The following is a 20,096-nucleotide window of genomic DNA, read 5'->3' as shown; positions in this document are numbered from 1 at the left end:
TTGAATTTTAAATAATGAATCCGAAAGTATAAATTCTTTCGGATTTTTATTTTTACTAACGTCTATTCGTATTCGCCTGAAAGCGTTTTTACATTTTTATAATTGGGTCTCAATTTCATAAACAACAACATTGCAATATCAATCAAAATATCATTTTTTGATGTTGAAAAAATTCTTTCCTGTGCTTTTTTCGACCGTTTGTAATTATTTAGAAACCTTTTTTTCCAATCAGATTCGTATTGTAAAAGTAAATTAACATCTTCATTTTTTAGAGACTGACAGATGGCTTTACTTGCAAAAATTGCAGATTCAAAAATAAACTTATATCCTTCTCCAACAACAGGATTGACTTGAGAAACAGAATCACCCACACACAAAAAATTATGTGAAACAAATTTTTCTAATACTGGAGTAATAGGTATGCTTCCTCCTTCAGCTTTGTCATTATCTTTTAGGACTAATTTTTTTATATTAGGGAGTTCTAAAATAGTGTGAAGATTCGCTTTTAAACCTTTAACCATTGATTCATCAAAAGTGCCAAAACCGATAATGGCTCTTTTATTTTTTAAAGGAAAAATCCAACCATAGCCTCCTTTATAATCTTTGCCAATCATTAAATGAGCTTCATTATCATTACCCAAATACTGTACATTGTATTCAATTCCAGTGGCAAGTTTTGAATTTTTCGGCATAAAGCCAATTTTTTTACTTAAAACTGCAGCAGTACCAGAAGCATCAACAAAAATTTTAGCATTGTATTCATTGCCTTCCTTATCAATTACTGATGTAAATAGATCATCAACTTTAACAATGTCTTTAATGTGAATTCCTAATTTGATATCAACAAAATCCATATTCAAGGAAGCAATCAATTCTTCATGAACTTTTCTTTTGTCTAAAGTGTAGCCGTTAATTTTGACGGATTCTTTTACATGTTTGGAATAAATAGTGATAGCATCAATTTTTTGAGCAACTACGTTTTCAGTGAATCCAAATTTTTCTATATCAATAAAACTGCCAAGTGTGTTAAAAGAAAACTCAAGTAAATTCTTTTTCCTATCTAAAATAAGTACTTTGTGATTTTGATTTCCTAATTCTCTTGCAAGCATTAAACCTGCAGTTCCTGCACCAACAATAACAACCTCATATTTTTGCATAAAAGTAATGCTTAGTTTTAATCATTCAGTTTTAAAACTGCCATAAATGCTTCTTGTGGAATTTCTACATTCCCCACTTGACGCATTCTTTTCTTTCCTTTTTTCTGCTTTTCTAACAGTTTTCGTTTACGCGAAATATCTCCTCCATAACATTTAGCAGTTACATCTTTTCGCAAGGCTTTCACAGTTTCGCGAGCAATTATTTTTGCGCCAATTGCAGCTTGAATTGGAATGTCAAATTGCTGACGAGGAATCAATTCTTTTAATTTTTCACAAATTCGTTTTCCAATTCCATAAGCATTATCAATATGTAATAATGCAGAAAGTGCATCAACAGGTTGCGCATTTAATAACATATCAACACGCACTAATTTTGACTCTCTCATACCAATTGGATGATAATCAAATGAAGCATAACCTCTGGAAACTGTTTTTAATCGGTCATAAAAATCGAATACAATTTCTGATAAAGGCATGTCAAAAGTCAACTCCACTCTTTCTGGAGTTAAATACGTTTGATTTACGATTTGTCCGCGTTTTTCAATACACAATCCCATTACTTGTCCCACAAAATCGGATTTTGTAATTACAGATGCTTTGATATATGGTTCTTCTACTCTGTCTAATTTTGATGGATCAGGCAAATCAGAAGGATTGTTTACAATGATTGGTTTTTCAGGTTCTTTTTTGGTAAAAGCGTGATAAGAAACGTTTGGAACTGTGGTAATTACAGTCATATCAAACTCACGTTCAAGACGTTCTTGGATGATTTCCATGTGCAACATCCCTAGAAATCCACAACGAAAACCAAATCCCAAAGCCGCTGAACTTTCTGGTTGAAATACCAAAGAAGCATCATTCAATTGCAGTTTTTCCATAGAAGAACGCAATTCTTCATATTCTTCTGTTTCAACAGGATAAATTCCTGCAAAAACCATGGGTTTTACATCTTCAAAACCGTCAATTCTTTCTGCAGTTGGATTGGCATAATCTGTAATTGTATCACCAACTTTTACTTCTTTTGCCGTTTTAATTCCAGTAATCAAATACCCAACATCTCCTGTTTTTACTTCATTTTTAACAAGTTGTGTCAACTTTAAAGTACCCACTTCATCAGCACCATAATGTTTGCCAGTTGCCATGAATTTGATTTGTTGATTTTTTTTGATGCTACCATCAATCACTCTAAAATAGGTTTCAATTCCTCTGTAAGAATTATATACAGAATCAAAAATCAAGGCTTTTAAAGGCGCATCAGGATTTCCTTTGGGTGCAGGAATTTTACGAATAATTGCTTCTAGAATATTTCCAATTCCAAAACCTGTTTTTCCACTTGCATGAATCACCTCTTCAGGTTTACAACCCAATAGTTCTACAATATCATCAGTAACTTCCTCTGGATTAGCTGAAGGCAAATCTACTTTATTCAACACTGGAATAATTTCCAAGTCATTTTCTAACGCCAAATATAAATTTGAAATTGTTTGGGCTTGAATACTTTGAGCGGCATCAACAATCAACAAAGCACCTTCACAAGCTGCAATTGAACGCGAAACTTCGTAAGAAAAATCTACGTGGCCAGGAGTATCAATTAGGTTTAAGGTATATTTTTCTCCTTCATATTCATAATCCATCTGAATTGCATGCGACTTAATGGTGATACCACGTTCGCGCTCTAAATCCATATTGTCAAGCAATTGTTCTTGTTTTTCACGTTCAGTGACAGTTCCTGTAAAATCTAACAAACGGTCTGCTAACGTGCTTTTACCATGATCAATGTGCGCGATAATGCAAAAATTTCTGATGTTTTTCATGCGTTTTCAATCTTCCTTTAAGGTTGCAAAGATACATAATAGATGGTTTCAAAAATTAGATAGATTCATGTAGTTTATAAAATAACTATTGAACAAAAATAACAATTGATATAAAGTTAAATCAGTAAATTTGATTAATCAAAAAAATGCTATTTAAAAAGTCAGAGATTCAATAAACTTTAAAAAATGACAAGAAAAATAATAATATTATTGATCTTAGGTTTAACATTTGGTTGCAGAGCACAATCTCAAAAACAACGTTTAACCAAATATAAAGCATTAATAATTGGTACCTGGATATCACAAGAAGACTCATCATATAAAATTGAGTTTACAAGAGACAATAAATTAAAAATATTTATAGATAATAATTTAGAGGAAATGACAACTTATGAAATTACTACAAGTTGTAATTCAAACTCAAGTAATTATTATGATATTTTTCTGAAAATTCAAATAGACTCCACAAGTTACAATTGTGATATTTTAAGAAATATAATTACTGAGTCTTCTAGTAAAACTATTTTATCAATAACTACTGAAAGAGGTCAATTAGAAAAATACATTAAACAATAGGGATTCCTATTATAAAAAATAACAGAAATTATATCAATCAGAATTCTTAGATTTTCTGCTATTTTTTTAAAATCGAATGTCATTTAAATAGTCATAATTCAGTCTCAGCAATCGCCGCTTGAAATTCTTGTATTTAATAGTGCATTTTTGCAGTTTACAAGAAATTTATTTTATAAATGTTTTCAATACTATTCTTTTGTTTAAATAAAAATCTACATTTATAATTATGAAAAAAAGAATAATACTGGCACTTATTTTAATTATTCCTGCAATTGTATTTTTTATTGAAAATAAAAAATATTCATTAATTAATCTTGCAGAAGTAAATCATACGAATCTTGAAAAAATTGACATACTTTCACCATTTATTGATATTAAAAAGGATAGTTTATACGTATTTAAAAAATTAAAAAAATTAGATCAAAACTGGGAATACATCAAAAATAATTTATTCAATCATGATTTTGAAAATAGAAAAACGTATTTACCTGAAAAATTAAATGGTTCTCTGTTATTAGTGCTCAAAAATGCATCAAGAGAAGATAGCGTGACTTTTAAAAGTGTCATGGAAGATTTAAGAAAATTAATTCCAACAAAAACAATTGCTTTCTATTCTGATTACACAGGTATTCCTTTTAATGAATCAAGTATTAATCATAGTTCGAATTATGAAAATAAGAAAATCAATCCTTATAATAAAAATCATTTTCCTGTTTTAAAAATTAGAATTGCTGACTTTGAAAAAGAGGATTTTTTAAAGGAAACTACTGAGGTAATAAGTGAAAATTTAACCTACACTTTTAATAATCATCAAGATTATATGTGGTATAATACTGACTTTTTGCCTATTTATTCAAACTTCAATCTTACTGAGAAAAAATCATTTGAAGAGAAAAAACAATATACAACCTATAAATTATTAAAATTAATTTGTTTTACATATCCTTTAAAAAGTTCAGGTGGAGCAGTGAAACCTTATCCAAAGGAAGCTATTTTTAATGCTGCAAATAAAGATCCTTGGAATAGAAAAGTAACAGAAAAAGACAAGTTTCTTTTGCAAAAATTATTTGCCAATGATTTTGACAAACAATTTAGTAATTATATGCACAAAGCGTATCCTTGGCGTTATGCAAATTATTTTCTAAATCCAGGTTTAGCCAAATTAAAAGCTTTCCTTTTGATTTTTCTGATAGGGATTTTAACCTTCGTTTTATCTTTTGAATACTTCCTTCATAAAAAATTCCAAAATTCATATCTAAATTATCTTTATCCTTGCTTATTTATAAGTTTACATATTGCAAACCTTGTTGTAATCTATTTGTATTTAACAAATATGAATTTAACAAGATACTTTGAACAATGGTCAGCTACATTTATCATAGCAACTTTATTAGCTGTTTTCTATTCTTTTTTATTATGGGCAATTGAAAAAATAGTCATTAAAAAGAGTTTCCGTTTTTCTTATCAATTGTCATTAAAAATTCTAATTACATTTATAGTATTAAACTTGCCATTATTAATCTTCTACATTATTTACACTTTTAATGCTAATACCACTGCATTTTTTGATGAAAAGCCAACTTTACCAATTTTTATTTGCCTTTTTGGATTGTCAATGGCAAGAGGTTTACTTATGTATTTAAATCAAGTTTCAATATCTTTAGTAAACGCAAAAGATGTTGAATTGAGTAAACTTAAAGAACTGCATTCAGAAGCAGAAATGAAATTATTACAATCACAAATCAATCCACATTTTTTGTATAATTCATTAAACTCAATTGCAAGTTTAGCAAAAATTGATGCAGAAAAAACTCAAAAAATGGCTTATTCTCTATCTGATTTATTCAAATATTCTATCAATAGAAAAGATAAAAAGACAAATACGATTAAAGATGAAATAGAAATGGTAACATCCTATTTAGAAATTGAGAAAATTCGATTTGGAAATCGCTTGCAATTTGATTTGGATGTGGAAAAATCTATTGAAGAATCTGAAATTCCACTATTTTTAATTCAGCCTTTAGTGGAAAATGCTATAAAACATGTAATTTCTAAGATTATTGAAAATGGAAAAATCGAATTAAAAATAGAAAAGAAAGAAAAAAATATTCATATTTCTGTAAGTGATAATGGTCCAGATTTTCCAGAAGGCTTAATAAGTGGTCATGGTTTGCAAACAGTATATGATTTATTACGTTTAAATTATAAAAATAAAGCTTGTTTACATTGGACAAATTCACCAAAAAAAACCATAACTATTCAAATTCCGGAAACTAATACTTATGAATACTAGAATTTATACAACTCTCATAATTGATGATGAAGCTCCTGCAACAACTGGATTAAAAAATTTATTGAATCAATTTCCAGGGACTTTTCAAGTGATTGGAGTTGCAAAAAACGGAATTGAAGCTCAAAAAAAAATAGAAAAACTAAACCCAGAAATTATTTTTTTAGATATTGAAATGCCTGGTTGTTCAGGTTTTGAATTATTAGAAAAATTATCAAGCATCCCAATTGTGGTATTTTGCACTGCATATGACCAATATGCATTAGAAGCTTTCGAAACCAATAGTATTGATTATTTGGTGAAACCTGTAAAATTAGAACGTATTGAAAAAACTGTTCAAAAATTAAAATCATTTCATAAAAACAAAAATTCTGATGAAATTTTAACTGTTTTAAAACAAATTACAAGCAAGAAAGAAGAGAAAAAAATGACTTCGATTACTGTAAAAAAAGATAGTAAATTGATTTTTATAAAACTCAATGATGTTTCTTTTTTTGAAGCAGATAATAATTACACCTTTATAAATACTGATTTAGGAAATTATCTTAGCACAGAATCTATAAGTAACTTAGAACTAAAATTACCAAATAATTTTATAAGAATTCATAGAAGTATCATTATCAATAAAGATCATATTCTGGATATTCAGAAGTATTTTAATAGTCGATATATTTTCAATCTCAATAATAAAAAGAAATCAAGTATTACATCAGGGAGAAGTTTTAATGAAAAAATTAAAACATGGATTAACTACTGAAAATAAGCTATTTATTTTCTAAGACTTGTCTCAGCAATCGCCGCTTGAAATTCTTGCCAATCAACCAATTCATCACCATTTTTATCAAAACTTTGTAGCATAAATTCGGCAACCAAACCACGAATTAAAATACTGACATTGGCTTCTTTCAGTAAATTTTTGAAATCATTCTTTGTCAAAAAACCATCTTTGTCTTCGTCATAAAAATCAAAAGCTTCTTTTGGCTCCTTAAATTTACTTCGCATTAAGATTTCAATATTTTTAAGAATTTTTTCCTTTGTCCAAGCCAAAATTTGAATTTTGAATTTTAAACCTTGAATACTATTAATCCTGCCATTCTGCAATAAACAAATTCGTATCTCTTCCTCCACCATTATTTCTATTGGAAGAAAAAATCAATTTTTTTCCGTCATTTGAAAACACAGGAAAAGCATCAAAAGTTTCTCCATGAGTGACTCTTTCTAAATTTTTTCCGTCCAAATCTATCATATACAAATTGAATGGAAATCCTCTTTCTGCTTCAAAATTCGAAGAAAATAAAATCTTTTTTCCTGAAGGATGAAAAAACGGACTCCAATTGGCATTTCCTAAATCGGTTAATTGACGCAATTCTGAACCATCTGCATTGCAAATAAATAATTCCATATCTGTTGGTTCCACCAAACCTTGCGCTAACAAATCCTTATATGCTTTGATTTCCTCTTCGGTTTTTGGTCTTGAAGCTCTGAAAATTAATTTTGTTCCATCAGGAGAAAAAAATGCACCTCCATCATATCCCAATTCGTTGGTAATTTGTTTTACATCAGTTCCATCAATATTCATGGTGTATAATTCTAAATCTCCACTTCTTGTTGATGTAAATACAATTTTATCGCCTTTTGGTGACACTGTAGCTTCAGCATCATAGCCAATTTCATTGGTCAATTGTTTGACAATATTTCCTTGTAAATCTGACACAAAAATATCAAACGAATCATAAATTGGCCACACATATTTTCCGTTTTTACGCAAAGGGACTTCAGGACATTCTTTATCAACCAAATGTGTTGAGCCATACACAAAATGCTTGTTGTCAGGCAAAAAATAAGCACACGTTGTGCGTCCAAATCCTGTTGAAATCATTGGTGGAATTGTATCTTTAAAAGTTTCGCCAACTTTCATCAAAAACATTTGATCACAGTTTACATTCCAATTTTTATTATTGGATTGAAAAACGATTTGTTTGTCATCAAAACTCCAATATGCCTCAGCATTGTCACCTCCAAAAGTGATTTGCGTGATATTTTTGAAATGTTTTTCCTCAGGAAAAATCAGCGGATTTTTTTCATTTTTATCAATTACTTCTTGTTTTTTTTCGTTTTTGCACGAAAATAATACACAAACCAATACTAGCACTGAAAGAATTCTCATTTTCTTTTTAAATTATTTAACTTTGCAAAAATAATAGTTACATTATGAAAAACATCTTATTTCTGCTTTTTTTAGGTTTTATTTTTAGTTGCAAACCAGCCATAAATCAAGAAAATCGAATTACGGAAGACGTCACTTTTTTAGCTTCTGATGCTTTAGAAGGAAGACAAACAGGCACAAAAGGTGAAAAAGAAGCTGCAACATATATTGAAAATCGATTTAAAGAATTGGGGTTGCAGCCAAAAGGAACTTCAGGTTTTCTGCAAACTTTTAGTTTCAAACCAAAAACAAATCCACATGATGAAGTGAAATTTGATGTGAATGGTGATGGTACCATTACCGGAAATAATGTCATTGGATTTTTAGATAACAAAGCAGAAAATACCATTATCATTGGAGCCCATTTTGACCATTTGGGTTTTGGTGGTGAAGGTTCTTTATACAGAGATTCTATCAAAGCAATTCACAATGGCGCAGATGATAATGCTTCTGGAGTGGCAGTTTTATTGAATTTGGCAGCAAAACTAACAACAAAAAACACCGGAAATAATTACCTTTTCATGGCTTTTTCTGGAGAAGAAATGGGTTTATTGGGTTCGAATTATTTTGTAAAAAATCCAACAATTGACATCAAAAAAGTTTCTTATATGATCAATATGGACATGGTTGGCCGTATGAAAAAAGACAGCACTTTAGCGGTTTATGGCACTGGAACTTCGCCCATTTTTAAGCAAGTGTTGAAATCACATAATAAAAATTTTAAATTGGTTCAGCAAGAATCTGGAGTTGGTCCAAGTGATCATACTAGTTTTTATTTGGCAGATATTCCTGTGTTGCATTTTTTCACAGGTCAACATGAAGATTATCACAAACCAAGTGATGATTCAGAAAAACTAAATTATGACGGAATGAAATTGATTTCGGAATATATTTTCAATATTATTAGTGATTTGGACGACAATGGAAAATTGGCTTTCAGAAAAACAGTCAATGAAAGTGAATCTACACCACGTTTTAAAGTTGGTTTGGGTGTAATTCCTGATTATTTATATGATGGACAAGGAATGAGAATTGATGGTGTTTCAGAAGGAAAAGCAGCTCAAAAAGCAGGTTTGAAAAAAGGAGATATTATTGTGAAATTAGGTGATAGCACCATCACAAATATGATGAGTTATATGCGAGCATTGTCGGTTTTTAAAGAAGGAGATAAAACAACTGTTGTGATTAAAAGAGAGGCAAAAGAAGTAATAAAAGAAATTGGTTTCTAAAACTTAAAAAATAAATTTTGGTAAGAATTGACAAGATAGAACTTCCAGATTTTCCATTATTATTAGCGCCAATGGAAGATGTGAGCGATCCACCATTTCGTCGCTTATGCAAATTGCATGGAGCTGATTTGATGTATTCAGAATTTATATCTTCAGAAGGCTTAATTCGTGATGCTGTAAAAAGTAAAATGAAGTTAGATATTTTTGATTATGAACGTCCTGTTGGAATTCAAATATTTGGTGGAGATGAAGAAGCAATGGAAATGTCATCTCGAATTGTAGATGCAGTTCAACCTGATTTAGTGGATATTAACTTTGGTTGTCCTGTAAAAAAAGTGGTTTGCAAAGGTGCAGGTGCAGGGGTTTTAAAAGATATCGATTTAATGGTGCGATTAACCAAGGCTGTCATCAAAGGAACAAATCTTCCTGTAACCGTAAAAACACGTTTAGGTTGGGATGAAAATTCCATCAATATTGATGAGGTCGCTGAACGTTTACAAGACATTGGCGTACAAGCATTAACAGTTCATGCAAGAACCAGAGCTCAAATGTATAAAGGTCATTCTGATTGGTCGCACGTTGCTCGAGTAAAAAATAATCCAAGAATTACCATGCCCATTTTTGGAAATGGCGATATTGATTCTCCTGAAAAAGCGTTAGAATATAAAAATAAATACGGTTTGGATGGAATAATGATTGGCAGAGCAGCCATTGGTTATCCATGGATTTTTAATGAAATTAAGCATTATTTTGCCACAGGTGAACATTTAGCAAAACCAACAATTCATGACAGAGTTGAAGCTGCAAGAAATCATTTAACTTGGTCTATGGATTGGAAAGGCGAGCGTCTTGGAATTGTTGAAACTCGCAGACATTACACCAATTATTTCAAAGGAATTCCAAATTTTAAAGAATTTAGAACGCAATTGGTCACTGCTGATGATCCAACAAAAATTTTTGAAACTTTAGATTTAGTGGAGGCTACGTTTGGTGATGTGGTGTTTTCGGATATTTAATTTAATATCCTGAAAGAATTAACCATTTTTTCAACATCTATTATGTATTCATCAAAAAAATTTATATTACTTGAATAATAAATAACAAAAGATTTTCTTTTATCATTAAAAAGAAAACACATTATTCTTTCTTTTCCATATTTTTCTAATAAATCATACACAACCACATAACAGTTATTATAAATTGGATGTTTTATATTTAAAATTTCATATTGAAAAATTTCGTAATAACTTTTTCTTGTGTCTAAAAATTCTTTTAAAAGGTGATTTAAGTCTTTACTTTTTCGCTCTTTTCTAATAATTACTGAAGGAGTGGTGGAAAAAGGGGCTATACTATCTATATACTTCTTTGGAGTGTGAGCTATCAACCCTGGGTCTGTTGTGTGAGAAATCCAATTATCAGGAACATCGATCTTACAATCTTTGTAATAATTTTTTACGATACTTTCACTGACAATTTTATATGCTTCTAATTTTTGGGCATACATATTATGAGCAAGAAATTGAACTATTATAACGTAAAATATAAATCTCATAATAAATTATTTTTTTTCAATAAACTCTTGAGTAATTCTACTACTAGCAATTTTTGCTGCAATATAACCTAAAATAGTAATTGTAAAAACGACGACCAACAAATTTGAAAATTGAAACTCAACAGGATAAGCCAAACTTTCGGTAATCATAAACCATCCATATTTTTGTTGAAGAAACACCAAAATAACACCTAAAAAAAGTCCAAAAATCATCCCAAAAAGAGTTAATAAAAAACCCTGAAGCACAAATATTTTCTTGATTTCAGCAACTGTTGCTCCTAAACTAAAAAGGGTTTTGAGATTGTCCTTTTTATCAATAATCATCATGATTATTGACCCAATCACATTGAACAACGCAATGATGATAATCAACGTAAAAATCAAATAAGACACAAAATTTTCAGTATTGATTACTTTGTAAAAAACTTCATTCAATTGTTCTTTGGTTTCCACTTTAAAATCAGTCCCCAATTTAGATTGCAATTGCGCTGCAACATCATCAACAATTGAATTTTCTTTCAATTTGATTTCAAAAGACGTAATTTGATTTTTTGTAAAATTCAGCAAATCAGCAGCTTGATCAATATCAACAAACACATATTTACTTTCAAATTCCTCAGTTCCTGTATACAAACCAATGATTTGAACTTCAGTTTTATAAAAAGCATTCTGGGGATTTATAAATCCTGTTCCTGGTTTTGGTACTAAAATTCGCAAAGGTTCAGTAAAATTTCGAACGCCTAAAGAGAGTTTTAAAGCAATTGTTCTTCCAATTACTGCTGTGTTTACATAATTGGTATCAATCCAAATTCCTGTACTAAGCGTAGAATCAATTTGAGTAATTTCAGGATAATTTGACGAAACTCCTTTTATAAAAGCAATCTCATTTTTCTCTTCATATTCCAAAAAAACACGTTCTTCAATCACTTTTGCAACTGATTTTATCCCCGAATTTTGATGTAAAATTTGAGAAATTGAATCTGTTATCAAAAAAGATTTGCCTTTGGTTGCAGAAATTTTAATATCTGGACTTGCACTATCTAACAATCCATAGCTGAAAGTTCGCAGACCTGAAAATCCTGAAAGAATTATAAAAAGCGCTAAAGAACCAACAATTACACCAAATGAAGCAATAATTGTGATGATATTGATAGCGTTATTACTGGTTTTAGTAAATAAATATCTTTTGGCTATGTAGGTTGAAAAACGCAAAGAGTGGGTTTTATCTTTTTTGACGTCTTGGCAATAATTCCGGATTTTTAATCGGATTTTCGTCTTTTCCTTGCAAAGATTTATCGATTTTTTCCAAATAATCTAAGGTGTCATCACCAAAAAATAACAATTCTGGCATTCTTCGCAATTGATTCTTAGTTCTTTGAGCCATTTCATGACGAATTAAAATGGTGTTTGATTGCACTCCTTTTATAATTTCGTCTCTTTTTTCTGATGGAAAAATGCTTAAATAAACTTTTGCAACTCCCAAATCGGAAGTCACACTTACTTTAGATACAGAAATAATTACACCTTTCATACCATCTTGTGCCGCTTTTTGCAACACATCAACCAAATCTTTTTGCAATACTCCTGCAATTTTTCGTTGTCTATTTGTTTCTTCCATGCTGCAAATTTACACAATTTTTAAACAGTGTAAATTTTATTTTTGATAGCATATATCACTAAACCTACTCTGTTTTTTACGTTGCATTTGGTAAATAAACCATCTCTATAACCGTCTATTGTTTTTGGACTTAGCACCATAATTGCTGCAATTTCTCTATAAGTCAATTCAGAACAAGCTAATTTCAAGAAAGTAATTTCATGTTCTTTTAGTATAATTTCCTCTTCATCAGAATCATTTAGAGATTTTACCAACAAATTTGTTACATTTTTTGTGTGATAAAATCCGTTTTCAACAATTTCAATCAATGCTTTTTCCAAAACACTTTTTTCAGTATCTTTCAATAAATAACCTATTGCTCCAGCTTTCAGCATTTTTAAAATTGTACTGTCGTCATCTTCTACAGAAAGTGCAATGACATGCACTGAGGGATATTTTTGAGTGAGTAAACTTGTTGCTTCTATACCATTCATGATGGGCATATTTACATCCATCAAAATAACATTAGGGATATTTTCAGATGATTTTGACATCATTTCTAACAAATCTTGACCATTTTTACAAGTATATAAAACTGTAAAATTTTTAAAAGTATCTACCATACTTTGAATAGCTTGTGACAATAAAGTATGGTCATCAACTATGACCACTGAGTATTTTTTCATATTGAATAGTGAATTTTTAGGGAGGTTCCATTGTTTTCTTTGGAATGAAATTCGATTTTAGCACCAATTAATTTTGCTCTATTTTTGATATTACTCAAGCCAATTCCTTCTTTCTTTTCTGTGGATGAAAATCCAATTCCATTATCAGAAACTGTAATTAGCAATGAATTTTCTTGATAATCCAATATTACATTCAATTCTGATGCTTTGGAATGTTTGATTGTGTTTGAAAAAAATTCTTGCAAAATTCTGAATATAACAATACCTGCTTTCTCATCAATTTTTTGTTGATTCCCTTTAATGTGAATATCAGATTTGATAAAGTTTAATCTATTAAAACGGTCAATTTCAAGTTGAATCGCTTCATGCAAATCAATGTTCTTAATCGCTTCAGGATTGATTAATTTTGATAATGCCCGAACTTCCTTTAATCCTTTGGCAATAGTTTCAGAAACTTCTTGAATATTTTCTTTAGTAGTGTTTTGCAATTGAATTTTCGCTAAAGTTAGTAATTGTCCAATATTATCATGCAATTCCCAGCTTATATTTCGTAAAGTTTCTTCTCTAATTTCTATTTGAGTTTCTGCAATTTCTTTTTCGAACTTTTCCCTTTCTTGTTTTTGAATTATTAATAAATCATTCTTTCTTCGTTGAAAGATAGAAAACAATATGATGATACCAAAAGTCATTAACAATACTATGACTGTGGTGATAACTATAACTATTTCCGAACTTTTCTCAACCATATTAAATTTACTATAAATATAAAATGCATAATTACGACCAAAATAGCTGGTACAATAAAAAGAATTCTATTTTGGAGTCGACCAATAAAAGACATTGTAACAAATGGTAAGGTACCAAAATAATATAGTAGTAAGCCTACGGTAATCCAGAAAAATAGTTGTTTTTTATAATTGATAATTTTTTCAGAATTTAATAATTCTTGCAAGAATAAAAATAGAAAAGGCACTACAAAAAAATGTAGAATGATTACTGTGTAACTTTGTAATTGTGTATATATGAAACTGATAGCATAAATACTATAAAAAATAATGGAGGAGTAAAAAATGACTTTTTTAGAAAATGAATTTTTATTTAAAAAATAATAAATTCCCGCAACGGATGAATATTCAAAAAAAGTATACAAATTAAACACCCAGAAGTTTCCATTTTCCGCAAAATAATCTCCTACACCATCAGCAACTATAGCAAAAAATATATAAGCAATAAAAAAATAGTAGTGTTTACTTTTAAATGAATTGATTAACACTAAAGCTAAAATTAAACTTATTATTTCAAAGTAAATTATGCTGTCTTGAAAAGTATCCATATTTTTAATAAGGAGGAGGAGTTGGTTTTATTCTATTTGCAGAAGAACTCTCTAAGCCCTCTTGTAAATTTACAGAAATCATACTAGCTTTATTAAGTCTTTTAGCCTTTACTTTTTCTAAGAATTGAGTGATTTCTGCTGGTTCACCATTTTTAGAATATAGTGGTTCAAAAGCCACATCATCATTCCCATCTATTGTTGTTGTGGGTGTAAAAAACAGTGTTTGTAAATTTCTTAATTCTTTTTCCTTATAATCTTTTGGGTAAGTTGATGGGTAAATTCTAAAACCGGTTACAGGAATATTTTTTTCTTTAGAGATTCTTTCTATGTAAGCAATATATTGTTTTAAATCTTCTAGTTTATACCAATTATAAACCGTTGAAACAGAATCTTTTCCATTAGTTACTTTTTTTAAGTATTTATTCAACTCTTTTTTAGGTCCATTTTCAAAAGCTTCCATCATATCTGCCATTTCTTCATAAGTAATAACTTGTGATGGCTTACTATCGTTAGGATAGCAATTGGATTTCTCTCTTATTATTTCGGGATTTTTTTCGGTTTGTTTGCATGAAATAACTGCAAATAACACAGTAAACATCATTAAATATATTGTTTTCATTATAAGTTTGTTTTTAAGTTGGGTGAAAATTAAAAATAATGATACAATGTATGGAAATAAATTGATTTAAAATAGGGTGTTTTTCCTGTAAAAAAACAGGATTTTTCCCTGAAATTAGAACGAAGATTTGATTGATATTTGTAATCAATTAAAACGAATTAATTCGTTAGGGAAAATTGCTTTTAATAACACCTTTGCAAAAAGGTGTTTTTTTATTTTCTGCTATGACAACATATATGTATATAAAAAAATCTCAAAGTTTAAAAAACTTTGAGATTTTTATCATTTAGTAAATTAACAAAAATTTAATCGGCTAAAATAATAGCTTTGTTATCATTCAATTCTAAAGTACCAGAATTGATGGTCAAACTTAATTTCCCATCAGTAGTTTTTGAGAATTTGTTTTGATATTTTTCTTTAATAGTATAATTCGAAGCTTGAATTTTAACTTCTCCAGCTTTCAAAACAGAGACAACTGGTGCATGGTTATTTAGCATTTGAAATTCTCCATTGATTCCTGGCACAGAAATCGAATCAACTTCTGATGAAAATAAAATAGCTTCTGGTGTTACAATTTCTAAAAACATATTTTTTAGTTTATAGTTTTAAGCTTTGAATTTTTAGTTATAATATAACTGAAAACTAAAAACTGGTTTTACGCTTCCGCTAACATTTTTTCACCTGCATCAATAGCATCTTGAATAGAACCTCTTAAGTTAAATGCTGCTTCAGGATACTTATCCAATTCACCATCCATAATCATATTAAAGCCTTTGATAGTATCTTTAATATCAACTAGAACTCCAGGAATTCCTGTAAATTGTTCAGCAACATGGAAAGGTTGTGATAAGAAACGTTGTACACGTCTTGCTCTGTGAACAACCAATTTATCATCTTCTGATAATTCTTCCATACCTAGAATTGCAATAATATCTTGTAATTCTTTGTAACGTTGTAAAATTTCTTTTACTTTTTGAGCACAATTATAGTGATCATCACCCAAAATATCAGCGGTTAAAATTCTAGAAGTAGAATCTAAAGGATCAACAGCTGGATAAATACCTAGTTCTGCAATTTTACGAGATAATACTGTAGTTGCATCTAAGTGAGCAAATGTAGTTGCAGGTGCAGGGTCAGTTAAATCGTCCGCAGGAACATATACAGCTTGTACAGAAGTAATAGAACCTTTTTTAGTTGACGTAATACGTTCTTGCATAGCACCCATTTCTGTTGCTAATGTTGGTTGGTAACCTACTGCAGATGGCATACGTCCTAATAATGCAGATACTTCAGAACCTGCTTGTGTAAATCTAAATATATTATCAACAAAGAAAAGAACATCTTTTCCTTGAGATTCTCCTGCTCCATCTCTAAAATATTCAGCAATTGTCAATCCTGATAAAGCAACTCTTGCACGTGCTCCTGGTGGTTCGTTCATTTGACCAAAAACGAATGTTGCTTTTGAATCTCTCATTCCAGCTTTATCAACTTTTGACAAATCCCATCCACCTTCTTCCATTGAATGCATAAAAGCATCTCCGTATTTGATAATTCCAGATTCTAACATTTCACGAAGTAAATCATTTCCTTCACGAGTTCTTTCTCCAACTCCAGCAAAAACAGATAAACCACCATGACCTTTAGCGATATTATTAATTAACTCCTGAATCAATACAGTTTTTCCTACTCCTGCTCCACCAAATAATCCAATTTTACCTCCTTTTGCATAAGGCTCAATTAAATCAATTACTTTAATTCCAGTGAATAAAACTTCCGTAGAAACTGATAAATCTTCAAATTTTGGAGCTGATCTATGAATTGGTAATCCATTTTCACCTTCCTTTTTTAAATTTCCTAAGCCATCAATAGCATCACCAGTTACATTAAATAAACGACCGTAAATATCATTACCAATTGGCATTTGAATCGGGCTTCCTGTTGCAATTACTTCAACTCCTCTACTTAAACCATCAGTTGCATCCATTGAAATAGTTCTAACAGTATCTTCACCTATGTGTTGTTGAACCTCTAGAACTAAAACAGAACCATCCGCTTTCTTTATTTCTAATGAATCATAAATTTTTGGAAGTTCGTTGTTTTCTGTATCAAATTCAACGTCAATTACTGGTCCAATTATCTGAGAAACTTTACCTATTGTTGCAGACATTTTTTATCTAATTTAATTAATGTTTATTGTTAGAAATTTATCATTTTATTTCAAGGCGCAAAGGTAATTCTTTTGAGCGTAATTTAAAAAATAAATTTAAAAATAGTGGAAATAAAAAAAGCCTCACCAAATGGTGAGGCTTTTGTATTTATAATATTAAATATTACTTATTAGTAACTTTTACTACTACTCTTCTGTTTTGTTCTCTACCTTCTGCAGTATCATTAGTTGCAATTGGTTGACCTTCACCATATCCTTGTGCATCCAAACGTGTTGTATCAACACCTTTTTTAACTAAATAATCTCTAACAGCCATAGCTCTTGATTTAGAAAGTTTAGCATTTATAGCAGCTGAACCAGTACTATCTGTATGACCTTCAATTGTAAATTTAGCATTAGGATATTTGTTCATTACATCAACAATTCCATCTAATTTTTCAGTTACTCCCGGTTTGAAAGTTGATTTTCCTGTATTGAATAAAATTGCTTTTGCAAATTCTCCTAATGAATCTTCAGCTTCTTTAGTAATTACTGATTCAGGACATCCACCATTTGATGCAGGACCAACTTCTTTTGGACATTTGTCATCTTTGTCTAAAACTCCATCTCCGTCAGTATCTGGCCAAGGGCATCCACCATTTGCAACAGGACCTGCTACAGTAGGACATTTGTCATCTTTATCTACTACACCATCACCATCAGTATCAGGACATCCTTTATTAGCTTTTGTTCCTTTTTCATTAGGACACATATCATCTTTATCAGCAATTCCATCTCCATCTGTATCAGGACAACCGTTCATTGAAGCCAAACCAGCAACTTGTGGACAAGCATCGTCTGAATCTTTAATTCCATCTCCATCAGAATCTGGACAACCATTAAACTCTTTTAAACCAGCAACTTCTGGACATTGGTCATATTTATCATAAATTCCATCTCCATCTGTATCTTTTCCACCAAATTTAATTACTACTCCTAAAGAAGATTGGTAATGAGTTTTAACTTCATCAGCAAAACCTTTAATAGTTCCTGTTTGGAAACTTAAACCAAAACTGTCGTTAAACCAAGTATTGAATCCAAAACCTACATTTAACATTCCCTCTGAATTAGAATCAAAAGAAACATAATTTCCTCCTAAATAAACATAAGGGTCAAACCAAGCTGTTTCTCCTACCAATTTATTCAAATCATATTTTACATTTAAACCTAAAGAGTAGTAAAGAGCATCTACATCACCTTCTACGTTTAAGTGGGTAATTTTGTTTAAAGACCCAGCAAATTGCAAAGAAAACCCTTTGTCTAAGTATTTCTCAGCTGTAATTCTAGAAATAGATGGTAAAAAGTTCCAGTCTGAGTTACCTAACCAATCTTTCATTTGGTCAGAAAAATTGTTTCCACCGTAAAAGTCTACAATGTTTACACCAAAGCCAACTGCCCATGGGTTGTTTTCATCCTGTGCGCTTACGTTGCTAACCGTTACTAACGTAAACAAAGCTATCACAGCTAATTTTAATTGTTTCATTATCAAATTTTTAAATTAAAAGTTCGTTTTTATTGTATGCAAAAGTAAGTTGTTATTACTTATCCGCAAAGCAAATCTACAAAAAGTTAAACAAATCACAAGTTTTTTTTAAAAATCTAAATAATTTTCAGCGATTTTCCTACTTTGATAAATGCTGAAATTGCTTTATCCAAATGTATTTTATCATGCGCAGCTGACAACTGCACTCGAATTCTTGCTTTTTCTTTAGGTACTACAGGAAAAAAGAATCCTATTACATAGATTCCTTCTTTCAACAATTCATTGGCCATTGTTTGGGATAATTTAGCATCATATAACATTACTGGCACAATTGCTGCATCTGCTCCAACCAAATCAAAACCTGCTTTTTCCATTTCTGTCCGGAAATAATTGGTATTCCATTCTAGTTTATCCCTTAAAGCTGTATCATTTGAAATAAGATCAAATACTTTTAATGAGGCGCCAACAATAGTTGGTGCTAGTGAATTGGAAAATAAATAAGGTCTTGATTTTTGTCTTAATATTTCAATAATTTCTTTTTTCCCAGTTGTATAACCTCCCATGGCACCACCTAATGCTTTTCCTAAAGTTCCCGTAACAATATCAACTCTATCCATTACATTTTTTAGTTCAACAGTTCCTCTGCCTGTTTTCCCTATAAAACCTGCTGCATGGCATTCATCAACCATTACTAAAGCATCATATTTATCGGCTAAATCACAAATTTCATCTAATTTTGCTACAATTCCATCCATCGAAAAAACACCATCAGTTACTATAATTTTGAATCGATGATTTTTTTTATTGGCATCAATTAATTGTTCTTCCAAAGAATTCATATCATTATTTTCATAACGATAACGAGCTGCTTTGCACAAACGAACTCCATCAATAATAGAAGCGTGGTTCAAACTATCAGAAATAATAGCATCATCCTGAGTAAGTAAAGGCTCAAAAACTCCACCATTTGCATCAAAAGCAGCTGCATATAAAATGGTATCTTCTGTGGTATAAAAATCGGCAATCTTTTTTTCTAATTGTTTATGTATATCTTGTGTACCACAAATAAAACGAACTGAAGACATTCCAAACCCATGTGAATCTAAAGTGTCTTTTGCTGCTTGAATCACCTCAGGATGATTTGACAATCCTAAGTAATTATTGGCGCAAAAATTAATTACTTCTTCGCCAGTTGAAATTTTAATAACAGCATCTTGTGAGGAAGTAATAATTCGTTCGGATTTAAACAATCCGTTATTTTTTAAATAGTCAATTTCTGCTTGAAGAGTATCTTTAATTTTTCCGTACATGTTTTATCGATTTTGAAAACACAAAGTTACAAAGTTTC

At 30.2% G+C, this 20,096-nt stretch carries 20 protein-coding genes; 5 read left to right on the top strand and 15 right to left on the bottom strand.

Annotated features, from left to right (window positions below; translation table 11 throughout):
* Positions 1–62: 62 nt before the first annotated feature.
* On the bottom strand, positions 63–1,157 hold the full coding sequence (locus IU405_RS09735; protein WP_197438418.1) for an NAD(P)/FAD-dependent oxidoreductase: 1,095 nt from the start codon (positions 1,155–1,157) through the stop codon (positions 63–65).
* Between the two features lie 17 nt (positions 1,158–1,174).
* Positions 1,175–2,971: a translation elongation factor 4 gene (lepA, locus tag IU405_RS09730; protein ID WP_197438417.1), complete on the bottom strand. Its 1,797-nt coding sequence runs from the start codon at positions 2,969–2,971 to the stop codon at positions 1,175–1,177.
* Between the two features lie 186 nt (positions 2,972–3,157).
* Between lepA and IU405_RS09725 the strand changes: the two genes are divergently transcribed.
* The 3 genes from IU405_RS09725 (at position 3,158) to IU405_RS09715 (ending at position 6,594) form a co-directional block, all read left to right on the top strand.
* Positions 3,158–3,547 carry a hypothetical protein gene (locus IU405_RS09725; protein ID WP_197438416.1) on the top strand — a complete coding sequence of 130 codons (390 nt, stop codon included), beginning with the start codon at positions 3,158–3,160 and terminating at the stop codon, positions 3,545–3,547.
* 226 nt (positions 3,548–3,773) lie between these two features.
* Positions 3,774–5,840, top strand: a complete 2,067-nt coding sequence (locus tag IU405_RS09720) for a sensor histidine kinase (protein ID WP_197438415.1) — start codon at positions 3,774–3,776, stop codon at positions 5,838–5,840.
* Positions 5,830–6,594, top strand: a complete 765-nt coding sequence (locus tag IU405_RS09715) for a LytR/AlgR family response regulator transcription factor (protein ID WP_197438414.1) — start codon at positions 5,830–5,832, stop codon at positions 6,592–6,594. Before IU405_RS09720 ends, IU405_RS09715 begins: the two co-directional genes overlap by 11 nt.
* Before the next feature lie 11 nt (positions 6,595–6,605).
* Here IU405_RS09715 and IU405_RS09710 read toward each other — a convergent pair whose 3' ends face one another.
* Complete coding sequence (locus IU405_RS09710) at positions 6,606–6,884, bottom strand: EF-hand domain-containing protein (RefSeq protein WP_231749661.1); 279 nt, start codon at positions 6,882–6,884, stop codon at positions 6,606–6,608.
* Positions 6,885–6,918: 34 nt separating this feature from the next.
* The gene (locus IU405_RS09705) at positions 6,919–8,004 is read right to left on the bottom strand and encodes a TolB family protein (protein ID WP_197438412.1); all 1,086 of its coding nucleotides are present in this window, start codon (positions 8,002–8,004) and stop codon (positions 6,919–6,921) included.
* 44 nt (positions 8,005–8,048) lie between these two features.
* On the opposite strand from IU405_RS09705, the gene IU405_RS09700 reads away from it, so the two are divergent.
* Positions 8,049–9,272, top strand: a complete 1,224-nt coding sequence (locus tag IU405_RS09700) for a M28 family peptidase (protein ID WP_197438411.1) — start codon at positions 8,049–8,051, stop codon at positions 9,270–9,272.
* A gap of 17 nt (positions 9,273–9,289) precedes the next feature.
* Positions 9,290–10,288: a tRNA dihydrouridine synthase DusB gene (gene dusB, locus IU405_RS09695; RefSeq protein ID WP_197438410.1), complete on the top strand. Its 999-nt coding sequence runs from the start codon at positions 9,290–9,292 to the stop codon at positions 10,286–10,288.
* Here the strand turns inward: dusB and IU405_RS09690 are convergent.
* The 11 genes from IU405_RS09690 to kbl form a co-directional block, all read right to left on the bottom strand.
* Entirely contained in the window at positions 10,285–10,824 is a 540-nt protein-coding gene (locus IU405_RS09690) for a hypothetical protein (RefSeq protein ID WP_197438409.1), read from the bottom strand. The genes dusB and IU405_RS09690 overlap by 4 nt on opposite strands.
* 6 nt (positions 10,825–10,830) lie before the next feature.
* Positions 10,831–12,036 (bottom strand): ABC transporter permease, encoded by a 1,206-nt coding sequence (locus tag IU405_RS09685; protein WP_197438408.1) that lies wholly within the window; start codon positions 12,034–12,036, stop codon positions 10,831–10,833.
* Between the two features lie 10 nt (positions 12,037–12,046).
* The gene (rbfA, locus tag IU405_RS09680) at positions 12,047–12,442 is read right to left on the bottom strand and encodes a 30S ribosome-binding factor RbfA (RefSeq protein WP_197438407.1); all 396 of its coding nucleotides are present in this window, start codon (positions 12,440–12,442) and stop codon (positions 12,047–12,049) included.
* Between the two features lie 20 nt (positions 12,443–12,462).
* A complete protein-coding gene (locus IU405_RS09675) occupies positions 12,463–13,107 on the bottom strand; it encodes a response regulator transcription factor (RefSeq protein ID WP_197438406.1) in 645 nt (214 codons plus the stop codon).
* Positions 13,104–13,853 carry a sensor histidine kinase gene (locus IU405_RS09670; protein ID WP_197438405.1) on the bottom strand — a complete coding sequence of 250 codons (750 nt, stop codon included), beginning with the start codon at positions 13,851–13,853 and terminating at the stop codon, positions 13,104–13,106. Before IU405_RS09670 ends, IU405_RS09675 begins: the two co-directional genes overlap by 4 nt.
* The gene (locus tag IU405_RS09665) at positions 13,829–14,440 is read right to left on the bottom strand and encodes a hypothetical protein (protein WP_197438404.1); all 612 of its coding nucleotides are present in this window, start codon (positions 14,438–14,440) and stop codon (positions 13,829–13,831) included. The genes IU405_RS09670 and IU405_RS09665 overlap by 25 nt, the downstream gene beginning before the upstream one ends.
* A 4-nt stretch (positions 14,441–14,444) precedes the next feature.
* Positions 14,445–15,059 carry a hypothetical protein gene (locus IU405_RS09660; RefSeq protein WP_197438403.1) on the bottom strand — a complete coding sequence of 205 codons (615 nt, stop codon included), beginning with the start codon at positions 15,057–15,059 and terminating at the stop codon, positions 14,445–14,447.
* Between the two features lie 305 nt (positions 15,060–15,364).
* Positions 15,365–15,646 carry a FoF1 ATP synthase subunit delta/epsilon gene (locus IU405_RS09655; RefSeq protein WP_197438402.1) on the bottom strand — a complete coding sequence of 94 codons (282 nt, stop codon included), beginning with the start codon at positions 15,644–15,646 and terminating at the stop codon, positions 15,365–15,367.
* A gap of 68 nt (positions 15,647–15,714) precedes the next feature.
* A complete protein-coding gene (gene atpD, locus IU405_RS09650; protein WP_197438401.1) occupies positions 15,715–17,226 on the bottom strand; it encodes a F0F1 ATP synthase subunit beta in 1,512 nt (503 codons plus the stop codon).
* Positions 17,227–17,389: 163 nt separating this feature from the next.
* Positions 17,390–18,748 carry an OmpA family protein gene (locus IU405_RS09645; RefSeq protein WP_197438400.1) on the bottom strand — a complete coding sequence of 453 codons (1,359 nt, stop codon included), beginning with the start codon at positions 18,746–18,748 and terminating at the stop codon, positions 17,390–17,392.
* A gap of 116 nt (positions 18,749–18,864) precedes the next feature.
* Positions 18,865–20,058, bottom strand: coding sequence for a glycine C-acetyltransferase (kbl, locus tag IU405_RS09640; RefSeq protein WP_197438399.1), 1,194 nt, complete (start codon positions 20,056–20,058; stop codon positions 18,865–18,867).
* Positions 20,059–20,096 lie beyond the last annotated feature (38 nt).

Source organism: Polaribacter sp. BAL334, assembly GCF_015767435.1.
In the GTDB taxonomy this organism is placed as follows: Bacteria; Bacteroidota; Bacteroidia; order Flavobacteriales; family Flavobacteriaceae; genus Polaribacter.
The sequence above is the reverse complement of the archived record's forward strand: the minus strand, read 5'-3'. Positions and strand labels throughout refer to the sequence as shown.

Bases quoted from the DNA above. Each gene is read 5' to 3' on its own strand.
- lepA (WP_197438417.1), bottom strand. From the start codon at position 2,971: ATGAAAAACATCAGAAATTTTTGCATTATCGCGCACATTGATCATGGT.
- IU405_RS09715 (WP_197438414.1), top strand. From the start codon at position 5,830: ATGAATACTAGAATTTATACAACTCTCATAATTGATGATGAAGCTCCT.
- IU405_RS09705 (WP_197438412.1), bottom strand. From the start codon at position 8,004: ATGAGAATTCTTTCAGTGCTAGTATTGGTTTGTGTATTATTTTCGTGC.
- IU405_RS09655 (WP_197438402.1), bottom strand. From the start codon at position 15,646: ATGTTTTTAGAAATTGTAACACCAGAAGCTATTTTATTTTCATCAGAA.
- kbl (WP_197438399.1), bottom strand. From the start codon at position 20,058: ATGTACGGAAAAATTAAAGATACTCTTCAAGCAGAAATTGACTATTTA.
- IU405_RS09645 (WP_197438400.1), bottom strand. From the start codon at position 18,748: ATGAAACAATTAAAATTAGCTGTGATAGCTTTGTTTACGTTAGTAACG.
- IU405_RS09670 (WP_197438405.1), bottom strand. From the start codon at position 13,853: ATGGTTGAGAAAAGTTCGGAAATAGTTATAGTTATCACCACAGTCATA.
- rbfA (WP_197438407.1), bottom strand. From the start codon at position 12,442: ATGGAAGAAACAAATAGACAACGAAAAATTGCAGGAGTATTGCAAAAA.
- IU405_RS09725 (WP_197438416.1), top strand. From the start codon at position 3,158: ATGACAAGAAAAATAATAATATTATTGATCTTAGGTTTAACATTTGGT.
- IU405_RS09720 (WP_197438415.1), top strand. From the start codon at position 3,774: ATGAAAAAAAGAATAATACTGGCACTTATTTTAATTATTCCTGCAATT.
- IU405_RS09690 (WP_197438409.1), bottom strand. From the start codon at position 10,824: ATGAGATTTATATTTTACGTTATAATAGTTCAATTTCTTGCTCATAAT.
- IU405_RS09700 (WP_197438411.1), top strand. From the start codon at position 8,049: ATGAAAAACATCTTATTTCTGCTTTTTTTAGGTTTTATTTTTAGTTGC.
- IU405_RS09660 (WP_197438403.1), bottom strand. From the start codon at position 15,059: ATGAAAACAATATATTTAATGATGTTTACTGTGTTATTTGCAGTTATT.
- atpD (WP_197438401.1), bottom strand. From the start codon at position 17,226: ATGTCTGCAACAATAGGTAAAGTTTCTCAGATAATTGGACCAGTAATT.
- IU405_RS09675 (WP_197438406.1), bottom strand. From the start codon at position 13,107: ATGAAAAAATACTCAGTGGTCATAGTTGATGACCATACTTTATTGTCA.
- IU405_RS09665 (WP_197438404.1), bottom strand. From the start codon at position 14,440: ATGGATACTTTTCAAGACAGCATAATTTACTTTGAAATAATAAGTTTA.
- IU405_RS09735 (WP_197438418.1), bottom strand. From the start codon at position 1,157: ATGCAAAAATATGAGGTTGTTATTGTTGGTGCAGGAACTGCAGGTTTA.